Here is an 18,890-nt window from a genome sequence, read left to right as displayed (position 1 = left end):
TAGGCGCGATAGACCGGCTGCATGAGTGACTCTTTTCGCACATTCTTGCAGGTCATGCTGATCTGGTTTGCTGGCCTCGGTGCGGCAACCCAATTTGCAAAGATTGCCGTACCATTTTCTGATGTGGGGCTGTTGTACCCGGACAATGCTGCCGTGATCGGCTGGTTGCTGTCCATTATCAGTCTAATGGGGGCTGCCTTGGGCGCGATATCCGGAGCGATCACAGCGCGTATTGGGCCAAATCGTCTATTGCTATCAGGGCTGGTGCTCGGCGGCGCATTATCTTTGCTGCAAGCAAGCTTGCCGGTTTTTCAACTGATGCTGCTCAGCCGGGTGATTGAGGGGCTGTCACATCTAGCGATTGTGGTAGCGGCACCAACGCTGATTGCTCAGATCACATCCGGTCGGGCGCGGTATAATTCCATGGTGCTGTGGAGTACATTCTTTGGCGTTGCATTCGCATTAAACGCTTGGGTTGGGCTTCCCATCGTCGATCGTTTCGGACTGCCCACATATTTTGCCATGCACGGGGGTCTGATGCTGCTGATCGCCGCGCTGATCGCGCTTAGCAATCTGAAAACCGACATGGGCCAGACGGAGGGTACCGGGTGGGGGCTCTCCGCCTTCCTTGATGTGCATAACAGGACCTACCGCTCACCCTTTATTTCGGCCCCGGCAATTGGCTGGTTCTTTTACACGCTGACATTTGTTTCTCTGTTAGCGATCCTGCCGGGTCGTTTACCCGAAGGGCAGGGTGCATCGATTGCAGCACTTATGCCCCTGGCAGGGATTGTACTGTCATGGCTGCTGGTGCCCTTGCTGTTGACCGTCCTGTCCTGCGTCAGCGTCGTCAATCTGGGCTTTGTGCTGGGGATCGCGACGATCATCGCATTGTTTCTGGGGGCGCCCCTTACGTTCGGATGTATCGCCTTGTTTGCCGTGCTCGGGCTTGTACAGGGCGGCAGCTTCGCCGCAGTGCCAGAGCTAAACGGTACCACCGAAGCCCAAGCTCTGAGTTATGGTGCGATGGCGCAGATGGGCAATGCCGGAAACCTGCTTGGAACCCCGGTATTGCTGGCGGTATTGCTGGGCGTCGATGAGGCTGGCATGTTTGTAGCCGTCGCCGCGTTCTATAGCATCGCGATCATAGCGCATCTGCTGCTGGCGCGGCGTCGCAAATCAGCCGGCTTGTCCCGGAGTGATGATCTGAAATGACCCGTCGTCAAATTTCACGAAACAGGACGCGCTGTTCAGCGGCGGGAGCGTCGTGGTGCGCGTGGGCGTGACCCGCGATTTGACACCCTGTTTGCAAGGCGGAAGGCTGACCGGGCGATAGCCCTTTTGGGCCATGCACTGCGCCTCGACCTTGTTTCTCAGCCCCTGGTTCACGTCGACGGTATAGACCCGCCCGGGCTCCCACCATCCGGGGTTGCGATAGCAGCGTCCTCGGCCATCGCAATAGGTGCGCCCGGGCCAATAGACTGGCGGGCTCTGCCGGACCTGATTGGCGACAGGGGCGTCCTTGAGGGCCTGCACCTGGCAGTTCGTGGTCTCGGTCTGCATCCGCGAGACGCTCTCACCTTCGCGATAATACAAAGAAAGCGGACCACAGGCGGACAGCGTCAGCAGGCAAATCAGGGCAGGCAGAATGGTTTTCATATGCTTACTTTGGCGCAGCTTAGGAGGCATGACAATTCAATTGACCGCTTTGGGGGCATCTGTCATTCAAAGATTTCAGGCAGAAAGGCCAAGAGCATGAAGGTCATCATATGCGGTGCCGGTCAAGTCGGCTGGCAGATTGCGCGTCACCTTTCGGGCGAACTGAACGATGTGACGGTGGTCGACAACAATCCCGATCTGGTACGTCGCGCGACCGAGACGCTGGACGTGCAGGGGATCGCCGGTTTCGCCAGTTATCCGGATGTGCTGGATCGGGCAGGGGCGCGGGATGCCGATATGATCATCGCCGCGACACATTCGGATGAGGTGAATATGGTCACCTGCCAGATGGCGCATTCGGTTTTTTCGATCCAGCGCAAGATCGCGCGTTTGCGGTCGAAATCCTATCTTGAAGCAATCCATTCCGATCTCTACCGCCGCGATCATCTGCCCATTGATGTAGTGATCAGCCCGGAACGCGAAGTTGCCGCCGCAGCGATGCGCCGTCTTTCGGCACCTTCTGCTTTCGATACCGAGATATTCATGGATGGAAAGGCGCAGCTGCTGGGCATTCGGGTCGAGGAGGACTGCCCCATCGTCAACACACCGCTGCGACAATTGACCGACCTGTTTTCAACGCTCAGCTCGATTGTGGTTGGTGTGCGCCGCGAAGGGACGCTGTTTGCACCGGAATCCGAGGATCAGCTGTTTGTAGGCGACGAATGCTACGTCTTCACCAGCGTCAAGGACGTTGAACGTACGATGGAGGTGTTCGGCAAGGCTCAGCGTAAGCAAGATCGTGTGGTGATCGTCGGTGGCGGTAATGTCGGGTTGGAAGTGGCCCGCACACTGGAAGAGCGCGAAAGCCGGGTGCGGGCCAAGATTATCGAGCGTGACCGCAAATGCGCCGAAATCGCTGCCGAAGCATTGGAGCGGACCATTGTTCTGAACGGCGACGGCCTTGATTCATCTTTGCTGAGCGAAGCAGGGATTGAGCGCGCCGACGCGATGTTGGCGGTCACGGATGACGATCGCACCAACATGCTGGCCGCGGTACGCGCCAAGGGAGAGGGTTGTCCACTGGCCATCGCCCTGATCAACGACCCCAGCATGGTCGCCTTGATGGGACCGCTGGGGATTGACGCATATATTAACCCGCGCGCCACCACTGTCAGTTCGATCCTGCGTCACATTCGGCACGGGCGCGTGCGTCAGGTGTATTCCATTGGTGATGCCGAGGCCGAGGTAATCGAGGCCGAAGTGCTATCAACCTCGCCCATGGCTGGACAAAAACTGCGCGACATCGATTTCCCAGAAGGCGTTCTGGTCGGCGCAGTACGCAAAGGTGACGAGGTTCTGCGCCCGACCGGCAGCCTGCGCATCGACGAGAAAGACGTGGTGGCGATCTTTGCAATGGCCAAAGACGTGCCCGAGGTTGAGCGTCTGATGCAGGTTTCAATCGATTTCTTCTGATGTTGCAAGCACGCGGACAGCAACGGATCGGAGTATTGCGGCGATTGCCGCTGCTGCTGATGATCTGGGGTATCGTGTCGCTGGCAATGTGGATACCCGCAGTTTATGCGCTGGCGCTGGATGATCACGCCACCTCACGGTCATTCTTCTATTCCGGATTGCTGGGTGTTTTTGCGGTGTCGATCATAGCTCTGGCCATGTCGAACCGACGACCACGGCGGGGAACGCTTGGCCAATTGGCGGTTCTGCTGGCCGCCTTTACCGTACTGCCGATATTTCTTGCTATTCCGTTTCATGATGCGCTGGGGACAACCAGCTTCCTGAACGCCTATTTCGATATGGTCAGCGCGCTGACCACAACCGGCGCTGATCTGTTCCCCGATCACGCACGCCTTTCGGCGCCGTTGCACTTATGGCGCGCGTTGGTCGGTTGGATGGGCGGATTGCTGATGTGGATCTCGGCGGCCGCGATTCTGGCACCCTTGTCGTTGGGCGGTTTCGAAGTCACAGCCCGGGGGCAACCAGGGCGTCCCGTCTCGGGCGTGGCACAGAGCGAGAAGTCCGATCCACGCGGCCATCTGATCCGCGTGTCGCGCACTTTGGCACCCGTCTATGCGGGTTTGACAGCTGTGATCTGGATCCTGCTGTTGATCGCAGGTGAGCAAGGGCTTACTGCCGTGAGCCACGCGATGTCAGTGATTGCGACTTCCGGCATATCACCCGTCGGTGGATTGGAAGGATCGACCGCAGGAATCACTGGCGAGGCGATCCTGTTCCTGTTCCTGTTCTTTGCCCTGTCGCGGCTGACCTTTTCGACCGATACAGCGACCTCAGGGTATTCGCGGCTGGACAAAGACCCAGAATTTAGGATTGGCATCTTCATTGTGCTGGCGGTCGCTGTGCTGCTGTTCATCCGGTTTTTGGCTGGAACGGCCGAACTGAACATTGCCGTCGAAGTGCGGCAAGCACTTGGCGTTTTTTGGGGGTTCATGTTTACGGCGATGTCGTTTCTGACCACGGCCGGATTTGAAAGCGCCAACTGGAACGACGCGCAGCAATTGTCGGGCTTGAGCACACCGGGCCTGATTCTGATGGGGCTAGCCCTGGTCGGAGGAGGCGTGGCGACGACTGCGGGTGGGGTAAAGCTGTTGCGGGTTTTTGCGCTCTATCTGAATGGCAAGCGCGAGATTGACCGACTGATCTATCCTTCTTCGGTCAGCGGAGAGGGTGGCGGCAACCGCCGCATTCAAAGCGACGGTGCCTTCATCGCCTGGATCTTCCTGATGATGTTCGCCCTGACGTTGGCCTTGTTCGATTTGTTGCTGGCCGTTATGGGCGTAGGTTTTGAACAGGCCATGCTGCTCAGCGTTGCCGCACTCAGCACCACGGGGCCGTTGATTGAATTGGCAACGGATGTGCCCATACGTCTGATTGATCTTTCCAGCGGGGCCAAGTTGACGGTCTGCGCGGCGATGGTGATCGGGCGGTTGGAAACTCTGGCGATCGTGGCACTGATTACGCCAACGCTGTGGCGCGATTGACCCTGCGTCAGGCACCTGGTGTTACTGCCTGATTTTTCATCTGGAATATCTGTGCGCGGCACTCCATACTCTGCCGGAGGGAGCGCGTTGGTCCGCAGCGCGTAGCAAGAACAATGGCGAGATAACAAAATATGGCTTCGGACAGACAGAATCTGCAGGACGCGTTCCTGAACAATGTACGGAAAGCAAAGGTCCCGGTCACAATATTCCTGATCAACGGTGTGAAATTGCAGGGTGTAATCACCTGGTTCGATAACTTCTGCGTGCTGCTGCGCCGCGACGGACAGTCGCAGTTGGTGTACAAGCATGCGATTTCGACCATCATGCCGTCACAGCCGATCAACCTGTATGAGGGCGAAGACGCCTCTTGATGGAACATGAGAGGGCGCACACCCGGGCTTGGGTGCTGCATCCCGAAATCAAATCAGATGAACAGCGCCGTGTCCCCGAACCAGCGCTGGAAGAGGCGGTGGCACTCGCTGCCGCTTTGCCCGATCTGGATGTGGTCGGTTCCGAAATAGTGCGCCTACCGCGCGCGCAGGCTGGTTTTCTGTTCGGCAGCGGCAAGATCGAGGAACTGGCCGAACGCCTCCACGACAATGAGATCGAGCTGGTTCTGATCGACGGGCCAGTGACTCCGGTTCAGCAGCGCAATCTGGAAAAAGCGTGGAAGGTCAAAATCCTCGACCGGACCGGTTTGATTCTGGAAATATTCAGCGACCGTGCGCGTACCCGCGAAGGTGTGCTGCAAGTTGAGATGGCCGCGCTTAGCTATCAGCGTACGCGACTGGTTCGGGCCTGGACCCACCTGGAACGTCAGCGCGGTGGCCTTGGGTTTGTGGGTGGTCCCGGTGAAACTCAGATCGAGGCCGACCGGCGTGCCATTGATGAACAACTGGTCCGCCTGCGCCGCCAATTGCAAAAAGTGGTGAAGACCCGCACCTTACACCGCGCAGCGCGCGCGAAGGTTCCATACCCGATTGTTGCACTTGTTGGCTATACAAACGCCGGGAAATCCACGCTGTTCAACAGCCTAACCGGGGCCGAGGTGATGGCAAAAGACATGCTGTTCGCCACGCTGGACCCAACCATGCGGCGGGTTGAGCTGCCGGATGGCCCCGAGGTGATCCTGTCCGATACCGTGGGTTTCATCTCGAACTTGCCCACGGAACTGGTTGCGGCCTTCCGCGCCACGCTGGAAGAGGTTCTGGGGGCTGATCTGGTCGTGCATGTCCGCGATATCAGCCATGAAGAAACCGAGGCACAGGCACGGGATGTCGAGGCGATCCTGAACTCTTTGGGTGTCGAGGACAGTCGCCCCCGGTTGGAGGTTTGGAACAAGATCGATCTGCTGAGCCCGGAAGACCGCGAAGCCGCGCTTGCCCGGGCCGAGCGTGATCCGGCGATCTTTGCCATATCGGCCGTAACGGGCGAAGGTGTTGATCCGCTGCTGTCTGAAATCGCCACGATCCTGCAGGGCGCGCGGCATGAGACTATCCTGAAACTGGGCTTTGCCGATGGTGACAAACGCGCGTGGCTCTATCGTCAGGATGTGGTCAGGTCTGAAGATCAGACCGAAGAGGGGTTCGAGATCACGGTGCTCTGGACTGACAAGCAGGCGTCCCGCTTCGCGGCGTTCTAGGTACCGTCTATCTGGCGCTGGTAATCCTCTGCATCGAACCACCCAAGCGATGATAGCACCTTGTTGTCCTTTGAAAGCTCCCACTCTTCCCAGCCGCGTGTAACGACACGGTTGCCGGTCTCGGCGTGATGGCCTTCGAGGGTCCAGACAAAAATGGCATGCCCTCCGGCCCAACGCATCATATCGCAACGCACCTCAAGATCGGGGAATTCTGCATAGAACCCGCGGGCCATTTCAGCGATTTCGGCATGGCCGCGCAGGGGCTCACCGCGATTGATGCTGATCTGACCTTCGGGGGCGAAAAAACTGGCGACCAAGTCGGGATCGCCTGAGCTCCAGGCGATCGCATAATCGCGTGCGAGATTGTTTAAGGTGTCTCGAAAGCTGCCCATGCATTTTCCCCCTTCGTGCAATGCGACGGCCAGACGAGTTTAGGCGATAACGAAGGGGTGCGCCACGCGAGGATCAAAAAGGGGCGGGGATTTGCCGATCAGATCAGCGCGGGTTCAGGACGGTCACACCAACTGCCGCTGCACGGGCAAGCCCGATATCCAGCGACATAGGGATGTATTCTCCGCGCCGCCATAGTTGGGCCTGATCGTCATAATAGCGAGATAGGAAATGGCCTGACTGGCCAGTTGCGGTGATGAAAACCGAACTATCGGGGTCCGCAAAATCGTAGACGCCACGATAACCTGCGCCATGCACATTCTGGAACGGGTCCGGTCCTTCGCCTGACGTGCGCCCGCGCAGCAGTGTGTTATCGCCACCGCTGGTGGATTGGCGGATGTTGACGAAAAACCGCAGCACCGGAACCTGGCCCAGCGCAGGGTGGTCCTGGGTGGCCTGATGCGCATCGCCCCAGCGTAAAGATTCGAGTGCGGGGCCATAGCGCTCGGAAATCCAAATGATCGCGTCATCCAGGGCCAGTCGTGCCATGTCGGTGCAATTTTCTACGGGCGCGCTCTGAACCACGTCGCACCAGACCGAGGCACCGTCGATATCGCGATACACCCGCTCGATAAACAGCGGCTCGACATGCTTGTATTCGGCAGCCAGCGGGCCAAGTTCGTCCGAGATCAGGCGGATTTGCAGCGCGCGCAACCATGCGGCGTAGATCAGGGGTTCCGGCAGATGCTCGTTCATCTCACCGTTCCAGTTGGCCAGCAGATCCAGCGCGATCTGACGCTGCCGTTCGGGCGTGCCTTCGGGTGCCGACTCACCGGTAAACCAGAGGTCGGCGCCGATCAGAGGAAGTAGTGATCGCGCTGTAAAGCTAACCGTGTCTAACTGCGCTTCGATAAAACTGTCACGCGTATGTACCTCGCGCGATTGCATCAGGCGTTCCCAGCGATTGACCCGCTGGGTGTCGCCCCACTCGTACGACACATGGCGCGGGAAGGGCCGGTCGATAATCTTGTTGTTGGTGTTACCCAGAACTCCGCCGACCGGGGCCACGAATTCAGGATTGTCTGAATAGGGCAGGCGGCCCTGCCAACGGTTCCGTTCCAGCCAGCCGGGGGTGGGAATACGGCCTCGGCTTTGATTGTTCAGATCGCGCCGGGGCATAGCGCCGACCAGTTTCATGCCGATCGTGTCTTTATCGACAAGCGACAAGTTTTGCGAAGGGGCAATATAGTCCTCGGCCGCGTCGATGGCGTCTCGAACTGAATCGGCATTCATCAGCGCCAAAGAGGCGCTCATGGATGTATCGCGGGGGCTTAGCGCGCTCCACGACAGAGACGCGACATGGCCCGGTGGTGTGATGGTTTCCAGATCATAATGCGTGCCCGGCAGAACCGGGCCATTCTCCGTCCAGCGCAGGGTCAGGGTAATTGGGGCGGCGTCTTTGATCTCGATAATCGAAGGGCGGGTCTGAAAGCGTTTGTAGCCGTCTGGGGTAAGGTATTCTTCGGGATTGTCGGGGTTCAGTTGTTCGATGTGAACGTCCTGATCGTCCAGATAGGATGAGGTAAGGCCCCAGCCCAAGCGCTCACTCCGTCCGGCTGAGATTGCCGGTACGCCTGGAATGGTTGCACCGATAACGCCGCCTTTGGCCAGTTCCAGCCGCGCCAGATACCAGATACCCGGGGCGGTGAGGCCCAGATGCGGATCGTTTGCCAGCAACGTGCCACCGCTGGCCGATCGGGACGGCGCGGCGGTCCACGCATTTGACGCACCTGCCAGCCCGCGCTGCGGGAAAGGCGACAGCGGCGTGTCGGGCATCGGGGTGCCTTGGGCATAGCGCGGAAGGTCTGGAAACAGATCAGCATACTCGGGCAGCGCGGCAATACCGGGGCCGGGGACGTCGGGCAGAATGTCGGCCAGCCGTGCGGGATTATCCAGCATCAGCGATGTGCGTGCGCGCAACACTTCATCAGCAAGATGGCCGGAAAGCTGCAGGCTCATCAGCTTGATAATCGCTACGCTGTCGCCCGGCTGCCATGGGGGAACGGGGGCGTTGAACAGGAACATCTCGGGGGCACCACGTCCAAGCGCCTGTTCGTTGATCTCGGTAAGCCGAGCATTGATCCCTGCGGAATAAGCGCGAAGCGCGGCCTTGGTATAGTCGTCCTGAAACTCGACTGAGCGATGGGCGAGCCCGTAAAGATCGAAACGACGTAGTAATTTGTCGATGGCTACCGTGCGCTGGCCGAACACTTCGGACAAGCGGCCCTGTGCAGTCCGACGCAGAATGGTCATCTGCCACAGCCTGTCTTGTGCATGGGCATAGCCCAGACCAAAGAACACGTCCGGGTCGGACTGGCCCAGTATATGCGGCACATTTGCAGTGTCGCGAACGATCTCGACAGGGGCAGTTATTCCTTCAACTTCAAGGGTTTGATTGTATTCAGGCAGGGATTGGCTGGCCAGAAAGTAGACCAACCCCACAGCAGCGATTGCCAGCAGGATCAGGCCTGTCGTAAGTCTCACCAGCCAGCGAAAAACCAGGCCCATCTGTCCCCCGAGAATTCTATGCGGTCATTTGCGCCAAGGTTACTGGAACCTCCGCCCGACCGAAAGAGGAATGCCACTGGAATTTGTGGAAAACCGCGAAAACTCGGAGCCCCGCCACAAGATGTAGCGGGGCTCGTCAGAGGGGGGAGGGTGGTATCTTGGGTCTTAGGGGATGATGCGCGTATATTTGGTGCCTTCGACCGTCGCGCCGAACTTCAGACCCGCTTGTCCAAAGACTGCGGCCAGCACGGGTTTGCGCAACTGAGTGGTGTCGGTCGACAAGGATTCTCCGGTCGCGTCGACGACGTATCCGATATCTGCACCAGCCGTCCAACCGCTGGAGCGGCGGAAATCGTTCAAGGCCTCTTCGGTCATAAAGAACAGAACATGCGCATATTGCTGTGCGCCGATCTGCAGGCCCGCAGTACCGGAGATGGCGGAATAATAGTCGACCGTCGCGCCCTGAATACGCAGTGCACCCTGACCATAGGCGCCACCAAAGATAAATCCGGCATCTGTAATCAGTGGCATGACCAACATTCCGTTGGCCTTGTTGGCAATCTCAACGGTGTTGGGATACTTGCTGTACATCTCGTTCAGTGTCGCGTCGACGCGCGCGTCGAGTGTGACGGCGTTGGAGTTGCCAACGCCGTTGCCGCAAGCGGCGGTCAGCGTCAGTCCGGCCATGCCAAAAGCAAAACCGCGACGGCTAAGTCGGGGGGAGTTTGAACTGCTCATGTTTCTCTGTCTCTGTGTATGTGCCTGATATGTCGGGTGTTCCCGATCTTGTCTGCAAGAATACGCCGATTGCACCGGCCTGTCACGGGAAAGCTGTGCTGCGCACGCAGCAAATCGGCGAAAAATTGCGACAATCTGAGGTGTTAGCCCTGCAGGATGCGCGCGGCTTCGGGTGCAAAATAGGTCAGGATGCCGTCACACCCTGCGCGCTTGAAGGCCAGCAGGCTTTCCAGCATCACCTTTTCGCCGTCGATCCAACCGTTTTGTGCAGCGGCTTGGATCATCGCGTATTCGCCAGACACTTGATAGGCATAGGTCGGCGCACCGAAGCTGTCTTTGACCCGTCGGCAGATATCCAAGTATGGCATCCCCGGTTTGATCATGACCATATCTGCACCCTCGGTCAGGTCACGCTCGATCAGACGCAGGGCCTCGTTCGAGTTGGCAGGGTCCATCTGATAGGTCTTCTTGTCACCGGTCAGAGCGCCTGATGCCCCAACGGCGTCGCGGAACGGGCCGTAGAAAGCGCTGGCATATTTGGCGGCATAACTCAGGATCATGACATTGTGGTGACCAGCCGACTCAAGTGCACTGCGCATGGCGCCGATACGGCCATCCATCATGTCGGACGGGCCGATGATGTCAGCTCCGGCTTCGGCCTGCGCCAGCGTCATTTTCACCAGCGCCTCAACAGTCTGGTCATTCACAATCTCGCCATCGACCACATAGCCGTCATGGCCGTTGATGTTGTAGGGGTCCAGGGCCACATCCGTCATCACCGCGATTTCGGGCGCAGCAGTCTTAATTGCACGAATGGCGCGGTTGGACAGGTTGTCGGGGTTCCAGGCCTCGGCACAATCTTCGGTTTTCAGGCTCGGATCGGTGTACGGGAAAATACATATTGCAGTAATACCAAGGGCTTGCGCTTCAACCGCGGCTTTGGCGATCAGGTCGACCGAGCGTCGCACGACCCCGGGCATCGACGGGACGGGTTCTTCGATATTTTCACCGTCGCGCACAAAAACAGGCCAGATAAAGTCATTCACGGTCAAGGTGTTCTCGCGCACCAGACCCCGGATCGCCTCAGATTGGCGGGCCCGGCGGAAACGGGTCCGGGGATATGGGGCGATAGTCGGTTTCATGGCGCACTCTCCTTGAACAATTGCGCATTGGGTGGCATGAATTCCCGGTGGTCTCAAGGGTAACAATGGACGCATCGCTGCGATGACGGTCCCTGCGGACGTTGAACAAAGGGCAGACGCTTGGACATATACTCTTCGATTTTCGAACTCATCGACATGCGGAGTTTTTCGAATCTGTGGTACTGGATCGGTCTGGCCGTTCTTTGGTCATCTGCCAGCCACTGGACGATGGGGGTGCCCTATGATCTGGTGATGCGCGCCCGTCGTGTAGGTGGTCAATCAGAAAAAGACCTTCTCGATGTCGCGCGGATCAACTCGAACAGAGTGTTGTACATCGTCGAAACCTCGGGTCTGGTATTGATGGCAATTTGCTGTTTTGTTTTGACAGGCCTTGCAACGTTGGGATTCTTCTACGACGTGGAATTTGCACAGGCCGTATTCCTTCTTCTGCTCCCGATGTGTTTTGTCATGATGATCAGTATTGCGGCAGCGCGTCGATTGCAGACTCAAGAAGCGACCGTAGAAAATGTTTCCAAAACGCTGACGCGCAGTCGGACCTTTACTCAGATCATCGGTATGTTCTCGATCTTGATCACTGCGTTCTGGGGAATGTATCAGAACATTTCGATTGGTGTCCTGGGTTAGTAGTCCCTGAAAGGCAAGGTAATGACGGCTCCGAACCACGTAACAGTCGGCGGCGGCCCCGAGGGGTTTGATGCACAGCTTGTGCTGAATGAGATCGCGCGCTCGGGCGGTCCAGTCTGTCATATCGCCCGCGATGACAAACGGATGGAGGCGATGCGGGCAGCGTTGGCATTTTTTGCGCCGGACATGCCCGTATTTGTATTCCCCGGATGGGACTGCTTGCCCTATGATCGAGTGTCGCCCAACGCCGACATTTCTGCTGCCCGAGTGGCAACATTGGCTGCTTTGGTGCATCAGATGCCGCAGCGGTTCGTGCTGCTGACCACGCTCAATGCCGCGACCCAACGGGTACCCGCGCGTGCAGTGTTGCGAGAGGCCGCATTCACCGCTCGCGTAGATCAGCGCATAGACGAAGATGCCCTACGCAACTTTCTGTTGCGCATGGGCTTTACCCAAAGCCCCACAGTGATGGAGCCCGGAGACTACGCTATCCGAGGCGGTATCATCGACATCTTCCCACCCGGTGAGAGCGGTCCCGTGCGGCTGGACTTGTTCGGGGATGTTCTGGATGGTGCACGCCGGTTTGATCCTGTCTCGCAGCGAACGACTGAAAAACTTGATGTGGTCGAGCTTGCCCCGGTGTCCGAGGTCATACTGGACGAAGCCGCCATCACCCGATTCCGTCAGAACTATCGCATCGAATTCGGCGCCGCGGGTACGGATGATCCCTTATACGAAGCTGTCAGCGCAGGTCGCAAGCATCAGGGGATCGAGCATTGGTTGCCGTTTTTCCATGAAAAACTGGAAACCCTGTTCGACTATCTTCCGGGGGCCTCAATCTCGCTTGACGATCAAGTCACGCCTGCTCGGCTGGCGCGCTGGGATACGATTGCGGATCAGTATGAGACGCGAAAGCTCGCTTTGGAAAACCGCTCGCGCATGGATACGGTTTATAAACCGACGCCTCCCGGTCTGCTCTATATGGACGATGCTGCATGGGAAGATGCAGTGGGCGATCGTCGCGTTTTGCAGTTCAGCCCGCTGCCGCAGGCGAGTGGTCCGGGCGTGATCGATGCAGGCGGACGGATCGGGCGCAACTTTGCACCCGAACGTCAGCAGGAAAGCATCAGCCTGTTTGGCGCTCTGGCGGCGCATATCACCGAAAAGATGGACAAGGGGCCGGTCCTCATTGCCTCTTACTCCGAAGGCGCTCGTGAACGACTGACCGGCTTGATCGAAGATGAAGGCCTGGCCGAGGCGATCCCGGTGACCGACGGAACCCGGGTTGGAAAGCGCGGCCTGCATCTTGCGGTTTGGGCATTGGAACACGGGTTTGAAGCGCCCAATCTGACCGTGATCTCGGAACAGGACGTTCTGGGCGACCGTCTGATCCGCCAACCCAAGAAACGCCGCAAGGCCGAGAACTTCCTGACTGAAACGCAGTCGCTGTCGCCCGGTGATCTGGTGGTGCATGTTGACCACGGGATCGGGCGGTATCAGGGGATGGAGGTCGTTACGGCTGCGGGGGCCGCGCATGAATGCCTGCTGCTGGAATATGCTGAACAGTCCAAACTCTACCTGCCGGTCGAAAACATCGAACTGCTTTCGAAATATGGCCATGACGAAGGTCTGCTTGATCGCTTGGGTGGTGGCGCTTGGCAGGCCAAGAAGGCCAAGCTGAAAGAGCGCATCCGCGAAATGGCGGACAAGCTGATCCGCATCGCCGCCGAACGAGCCCTGCGGAAAGCTCCTGTCATGGACCCACCGCCGCATGCATGGGAAGAGTTCAGCGCGCGTTTCCCATATCAGGAGACCGACGATCAGTTGCGCGCCATCTCCGAAGTGATGGAGGATATGCATTCCGGCGCGCCGATGGATCGCCTGATCTGTGGGGATGTAGGCTTTGGCAAGACCGAGGTCGCCATGCGCGCAGCCTTTGTCGCCGCGATGTCGGGCGTACAGGTTGCCATTGTGGCACCGACCACGTTGCTCGCGCGGCAACACGCGGCGTCCTTCAAGGAACGCTTCCGGGGTTTCCCACTTGAAGTCCGGCAACTGTCGCGCTTTGTCTCGGCCAAAGAGGCGCAGCAAACCCGCGATGGGTTGGCGCGAGGCACTGTAGATATCGTGATCGGCACCCATGCGTTGCTGGCGAAAGGGATACGGTTCAATAATCTAGGCCTGCTGATCATCGACGAGGAACAGCATTTCGGCGTGGGCCACAAAGAACGGCTGAAACAGCTGCGTTCAGATGTACACGTCCTGACCCTGACAGCGACACCGATCCCACGAACTCTGCAACTGTCCCTGACAGGCGTGCGTGATCTGTCGATCATAGGCACGCCCCCCATCGACCGGCTTGCGATCCGCACCTATGTCAGCGAATTCGACGCGGTAACGATCCGTGAGGCGCTGCTGCGCGAGCATTATCGTGGCGGGCAGAGCTTCTATGTGGTGCCGCGCATCTCTGACCTGCCTGAGATCGAGGAATTCCTGAAAGAGCAGTTGCCTGAATTATCCTACGTGGTCGCACACGGGCAGATGGCTGCGGGTGAGCTTGATGACCGGATGAACGCGTTCTACGACGGTAAATACGACGTTCTGCTGGCCACGACGATTGTGGAAAGCGGGCTGGATATTCCAACTGCCAACACGATGGTTGTGCATCGGGCGGATATGTTTGGCCTAGCGCAGCTCTATCAGATCCGGGGGCGGGTGGGGCGCTCAAAAACCCGCGCCTATGCCTATCTGACCACCAAACCGCGCCAGCGCCTGACGGCGACGGCTGAGAAACGGCTGCGGGTTCTGGGCTCGCTGGATACGCTCGGGGCCGGGTTCACACTGGCATCGCAAGATCTCGACATTCGTGGTGCGGGCAACCTGCTGGGTGAGGAACAGTCCGGCCAGATGCGTGATGTGGGCTACGAACTCTACCAATCGATGCTGGAAGAGGCGATTGCCAAGATCAAAGCCGGCGAGATGGAGGGGCTATCGGATGCCGATGACCAATGGGCGCCGCAGATCAATCTGGGTGTCCCGGTTCTGATCCCCGAGGATTATGTGCCCGATCTGGACGTGCGTCTGGGCCTCTACCGCCGCCTGTCGTCACTGTCGACGAAAGTGGAACTGGAAGGATTCGCTGCCGAGTTGATCGACCGCTTCGGCAGCCTGCCGAAAGAGGTGAATACCCTGATGCTTGTCGTGCGCATTAAGGCGATGTGCAAACGTGCCGGGATCGCCAAGCTGGACGGCGGGCCAAAGGGCGCAACGATACAGTTCCACAATGATAAGTTCGCCTCACCCGAGGGGTTGGTCGAGTTCATTCAGAACCAACGCGGGCTGGCCAAGGTCAAGGACAACAAGATCGTTGTGCGGCGCGACTGGAAGAAGGACAGCGACAAGATCAAAGGTGCGTTTGCCATCGCCCGTGATCTGGCCGAAAAGGTCGTGGCTGTGAAGAAAAAGGCGAAAGCCTAGTCCCCTGTCACAAAAGTGCAGAGCTGCCAGTCACCCGCTTCGGATTTTACAAACGCAGCGCGGTAACCGACCATTGATGCCAGAAAATCGCTGAGTAAGTAGCCCGATGTCCCATCGGTCAGTCTGATTTTCTGGTATTCCTCATCAGGTTGATAGTCAGGGACGATCACGATTTCATGACTGATCAGCGCGAGGATGGGCGCGCCACGAGACGGTGCTTGACGCAGTGTGATGCTTTCGCCCGAAACGTAGAAGGCGGTGAAAGGGTCCACTGTAGCGGGAAGAATGATCCGCCAATAGTGCGGCATCCAGAATTCACCCTGATCGTCAAAATATCCCGGTTGGGAAACCGTTTGCTGCAATTGCGACCAGTAAAAATCACGTAGCTCCGCAGCCTCGTCCTTAAATTCTTCACCAAGCGTTTCCGGAGGCACAGTCAAGTTGGTGCGAAACTCTTCCGGTCCACCTGCTGTACCGTGGCTGAGATAGATGTCGGGACAAGCGGCGGCGACAACTGCATCGGTATCGCGTGCCTCGATTTTCGCCAGCAAGTCAGCTCGGAATGCGACCAGTGATGGATTTTGACCTGCCTCGTCGATAGGTGGAAAGGTCTGGCGCTGTGCCAGCGCTGGAGTGGCAAGCAGCAGGCCTGCCACCAAAAGGAATAGCTTCATTCCGCAGCCCTCATAGCGGCTTGGGCACAGAAGCATGACGCGCCGACGGTGCGGTCCGCGCGCGCCAAGGCAAGATCAAGGCGTTGCTTGATTTGGCGGATTTCTACTGTCTCGCCGCGTGCTTTCAGGCAATCATGCAAACCCTTCAAACTCCAGACATTGTCAGGGTGGATCGAGGCGCGGCTGAGCGTGCCACCCAAGCCTAGATCTTCACGATAGACTGCCTCGGCCTCGTTCACATGCCCTTGTTCGAACAACAACGCACCAAGCGCATGGCGTGTTGGTTGCATCCAACCCCATGGCTCGTCATAGGGCAGCGTGTCATCCAACTCGACCGAGCGGCGTAGATGTGCATAGGCAATCTCGTAGTTGCCTTTGCGATACTCGATTTCTCCGCGCAGCATTTCCGCTGCGATCTCCAGAAGGTCGATGACCCGATTGTTGTGCAGGCGGCGGGTCTCGGGCACGCAGGTTTTTGCGGCAAGGAACAACTGCTCTTCGGCCTCGGCTTGCGCCACCTCATCAGTGGCCGCATGGGCGATGGCGCGAGCATAATGTGTTGTTGCTGTCAAAGTGCGATAGAGATCAGGGTCGTCTGGCAAATTCAGTGCCTTGGCCTCTTCCCAGCGGCCAAAGCGGATCAGTATATGCGGGCCCATGGACATGTAGCTTTCAAAGTAATCCGCCATCGGCGGGCTTTCGATCCGAAGCATATCTTCGGGGGTGGTATCCCACAGGCCCTGATTGGCACGCAGGGCTGGTTCCATCTGACCGAGAAACAGAGCGCCATAGATGGTGAAGTGATAGTTGTGCTGACGATAGCCGGTATAAATGTTGAACGCGCCTTCACGCTCATAATATTTCAGATCGGCCTCGGTGGCCTTTTCGTTCCAGTAGGCAACGTTGTGATAGTGGCCGCACAGCACGTCGATATGGGTCGGCATATGCACCAGATGCCCGGCATCGGGCACAAGTGTGCGCAGGATGTCTCCGGCCTGCAGCGCCTTTTCTGGCGTCGGCGACATCTCCATCAGGTGCACATATAGGTGAAGTAGACCGGGATGAGACATCGACGCCGGGTCATTGACCATAGCGCTCTCCAAAGCGTCTTGCGCTTCAAGGGTCGCGGCACCCTCGGCCGGTTGACCCGTTTTCAGGTCCCACATCTGCCACGGGGTGAGGTTCATCAGCGCCTCAACATGGATCGTGCGCAGGTCCAGATCATCAGGCTGTTCGGCAAATGCGGCGCGCATCGCATCCGCATAGTCATAGTCCCACTGGTGCATGTTTTCGATGGGGTCACGCTGAGGGTATCGGGAGGGTAGGGCGCGGATCAACGCTTGCTCAACCGCTGTGCACCCGTTGAGCAGCGACAGCGCCTTCTGTGTTGCATCATAGGCGATGGCCAGTGATTTGGCCTGGCCCTGATCGTCCCGCAATTCCCACGGCAGGTTATAGTTTGGGCCTGCTGCATAGGCGACGCCCCAATGGGCCATGGCGCAATCCGGGTCAATTTCGGCAGCTTTCTGAAAGCACGTGACCGCTTCGTCGTGGTTGTAGCCATACGTCCAGACCAATCCGCGATCGAACCAAAGCTGTGCTTCAGGAGATGCTGTGGTGACGGCACAGGAATACGTGCCCAGATCATAATAGTCGCTCATGGCGCCCCCTCCCCACGATTTGCGGGAAGGTTAGCGTGTTTCAGCGGCTCTGCACAGATCAGGCGGGCAGTCTGTTTTCAATCCGGCCCATATGTAGCATCAGGCCGAAGCCAAGGATGCACATCGTCAGCACGCCGGTCGTCAGCGGTGTGATCGACCCGTCAAATAACAGCCCAATAGGGGCCGCGATGGCAGCCGCCAGAATTGTGGCGATCGAGCCGATGACCGAGGCAGCCATTCCCGCGATATGACCCATAGGTTCCATGGCAATGGCGTTCAGGTTGCCCATGGTTACACCGGCCATAAAGAAGATCGAGGTCTGCCATGCCACGAACACAGCAAAGGATGCGCCCGGTGAAAGCGGTGTCATGTTCAGGATGATGACGGCGCTTGTGATCAGAATCTGCGCGCCCAAGGCCCAGGTCACCATACGGCGCATGCCGACGCGTACGACCACGGCGGCGTTCAAAAGGCTGGCCGAACCCGAGATCAGCGCCACGAAGGCGAACCAGAAGGGAAAGCTGTCTGCCCGATCATGGATGACGTCAAAAACCGGCTGAACCATCGTTAGCATGGTGAACAGCAACCCCATGCAAAGGGTCTGCACCAGGATCGAGAGGCGCACAGTGGGGTGTGCGAACATCTCATGCACTGCCGCAATCATCAGGGGCAGGCGGAAGGGGCGTCGGTTTTCGGGCGCCAGAGATTCAGGCAGGCGCGTGGCCATCCAGATCACGATGATCGTGGCGAATATGATGAAGGACACAAAGATGCCGCGCCAGCCGACCAGTGCAATAACGCCTGCGCCTAGCAGCGGTGCCACGGCGGGGACCAGAGTAAAGATCATCATCGCAATCGAGATGATGCGCGCCATCTCGCGCCCTGAAAACAAGTCGCGAATGATCGCCATAGCCACAACGCGCGGCCCGGCCGCCCCGAGGCCCTGCGCGATGCGCGCAGCCAGCACCAGTTCAAGCGATGAGCTGGACCACGCAACAGCGCAGGCCAGTATATAGAGAGCGGCACCACCATAAATCACCGGCTTGCGCCCGACCGCATCGGAAATTGGCCCAGTAAAGAATGTGCCGATCCCCATGCCCAGCACAAAAGAGGTCAGGATCAACTGTGCTTTGTTCAGATCGTAGGGGCTGAGCTCTGCGCCGATCTCGGGCAGGGCTGGCAGCATTGAATCGATCGAAAAGGCTATCGTGGCGAACATCATCGCGATCAACGCAATGAATTCGCCCCGGGACATGCGGTCGGCCATGGGGAACTCCTTC

Annotated in this window: 15 protein-coding genes; 7 read left to right on the top strand and 8 right to left on the bottom strand. The window is 58.3% G+C overall.

Annotation, left to right across the window (positions count from 1 at the left end; genetic code table 11):
* Nucleotides 1-21: 21 nt before the first annotated feature.
* Nucleotides 22-1,215 (top strand): MFS transporter, encoded by a 1,194-nt coding sequence (locus ACR0NE_RS06215; RefSeq protein ID WP_170595455.1) that lies wholly within the window; start codon nt 22-24, stop codon nt 1,213-1,215.
* Here ACR0NE_RS06215 and ACR0NE_RS06210 read toward each other — a convergent pair.
* Nucleotides 1,180-1,659, bottom strand: a complete 480-nt coding sequence (locus tag ACR0NE_RS06210; protein ID WP_170406102.1) for a hypothetical protein — start codon at nt 1,657-1,659, stop codon at nt 1,180-1,182. The two genes, ACR0NE_RS06215 and ACR0NE_RS06210, sit on opposite strands and share 36 nt — an antisense overlap.
* A gap of 96 nt (nt 1,660-1,755) precedes the next feature.
* Here ACR0NE_RS06210 and trkA point away from each other — a divergent pair, with 96 nt between their 5' ends.
* The 4 genes from trkA (at nt 1,756) to hflX (ending at nt 6,315) form a co-directional block, all read left to right on the top strand.
* On the top strand, nt 1,756-3,132 hold the full coding sequence (trkA, locus tag ACR0NE_RS06205) for a Trk system potassium transporter TrkA (RefSeq protein WP_170396865.1): 1,377 nt from the start codon (nt 1,756-1,758) through the stop codon (nt 3,130-3,132).
* Complete coding sequence (locus tag ACR0NE_RS06200; RefSeq protein WP_170595457.1) at nt 3,132-4,673, top strand: potassium transporter TrkG; 1,542 nt, start codon at nt 3,132-3,134, stop codon at nt 4,671-4,673. The genes trkA and ACR0NE_RS06200 overlap by 1 nt, the downstream gene beginning before the upstream one ends.
* A gap of 131 nt (nt 4,674-4,804) precedes the next feature.
* Nucleotides 4,805-5,044: an RNA chaperone Hfq gene (hfq, locus tag ACR0NE_RS06195; protein ID WP_005982826.1), complete on the top strand. Its 240-nt coding sequence runs from the start codon at nt 4,805-4,807 to the stop codon at nt 5,042-5,044.
* Nucleotides 5,044-6,315, top strand: a complete 1,272-nt coding sequence (gene hflX / locus ACR0NE_RS06190; RefSeq protein WP_170509611.1) for a GTPase HflX — start codon at nt 5,044-5,046, stop codon at nt 6,313-6,315. The genes hfq and hflX overlap by 1 nt, the downstream gene beginning before the upstream one ends.
* On the opposite strand, the gene ACR0NE_RS06185 is transcribed toward hflX, so the two are convergent.
* The 4 genes from ACR0NE_RS06185 to hemB all read right to left on the bottom strand — a co-directional run bounded on the left by ACR0NE_RS06185 (nt 6,312) and on the right by hemB (nt 11,153).
* Complete coding sequence (locus ACR0NE_RS06185; RefSeq protein ID WP_170396870.1) at nt 6,312-6,707, bottom strand: nuclear transport factor 2 family protein; 396 nt, start codon at nt 6,705-6,707, stop codon at nt 6,312-6,314. The genes hflX and ACR0NE_RS06185 overlap by 4 nt on opposite strands.
* 103 nt (nt 6,708-6,810) lie before the next feature.
* The gene (locus tag ACR0NE_RS06180; protein ID WP_170567136.1) at nt 6,811-9,273 is read right to left on the bottom strand and encodes a penicillin acylase family protein; all 2,463 of its coding nucleotides are present in this window, start codon (nt 9,271-9,273) and stop codon (nt 6,811-6,813) included.
* 165 nt (nt 9,274-9,438) lie between these two features.
* A complete protein-coding gene (locus ACR0NE_RS06175) occupies nt 9,439-10,011 on the bottom strand; it encodes a lipid-binding SYLF domain-containing protein (RefSeq protein ID WP_170396874.1) in 573 nt (190 codons plus the stop codon).
* Nucleotides 10,012-10,154: 143 nt separating this feature from the next.
* Nucleotides 10,155-11,153 carry a porphobilinogen synthase gene (gene hemB / locus ACR0NE_RS06170; RefSeq protein WP_170595459.1) on the bottom strand — a complete coding sequence of 333 codons (999 nt, stop codon included), beginning with the start codon at nt 11,151-11,153 and terminating at the stop codon, nt 10,155-10,157.
* Nucleotides 11,154-11,273: 120 nt separating this feature from the next.
* Here hemB and ACR0NE_RS06165 point away from each other — a divergent pair, with 120 nt between their 5' ends.
* Both ACR0NE_RS06165 and mfd read left to right on the top strand, forming a co-directional pair.
* Nucleotides 11,274-11,798: a component of SufBCD complex gene (locus ACR0NE_RS06165; RefSeq protein ID WP_170595461.1), complete on the top strand. Its 525-nt coding sequence runs from the start codon at nt 11,274-11,276 to the stop codon at nt 11,796-11,798.
* Between the two features lie 21 nt (nt 11,799-11,819).
* The gene (mfd, locus tag ACR0NE_RS06160) at nt 11,820-15,275 is read left to right on the top strand and encodes a transcription-repair coupling factor (protein WP_170595463.1); all 3,456 of its coding nucleotides are present in this window, start codon (nt 11,820-11,822) and stop codon (nt 15,273-15,275) included.
* Here mfd and ACR0NE_RS06155 read toward each other — a convergent pair.
* From ACR0NE_RS06155 to ACR0NE_RS06145, 3 genes are read right to left on the bottom strand one after another with little or no spacing between them, the layout of a single operon-like run.
* Nucleotides 15,272-15,949 (bottom strand): SH3 domain-containing protein, encoded by a 678-nt coding sequence (locus ACR0NE_RS06155; protein ID WP_170567142.1) that lies wholly within the window; start codon nt 15,947-15,949, stop codon nt 15,272-15,274. The genes mfd and ACR0NE_RS06155 overlap by 4 nt on opposite strands.
* Complete coding sequence (locus ACR0NE_RS06150; protein WP_170595465.1) at nt 15,946-17,610, bottom strand: hypothetical protein; 1,665 nt, start codon at nt 17,608-17,610, stop codon at nt 15,946-15,948. The genes ACR0NE_RS06155 and ACR0NE_RS06150 overlap by 4 nt, the downstream gene beginning before the upstream one ends.
* Before the next feature lie 58 nt (nt 17,611-17,668).
* Nucleotides 17,669-18,877 (bottom strand): multidrug effflux MFS transporter, encoded by a 1,209-nt coding sequence (locus ACR0NE_RS06145; RefSeq protein ID WP_170406074.1) that lies wholly within the window; start codon nt 18,875-18,877, stop codon nt 17,669-17,671.
* Nucleotides 18,878-18,890 lie beyond the last annotated feature (13 nt).

It is taken from the genome of Ruegeria sp. C9 (assembly GCF_056537585.1).
The sequence above is the reverse complement of the archived record's forward strand: the minus strand, read 5'-3'. Positions and strand labels throughout refer to the sequence as shown.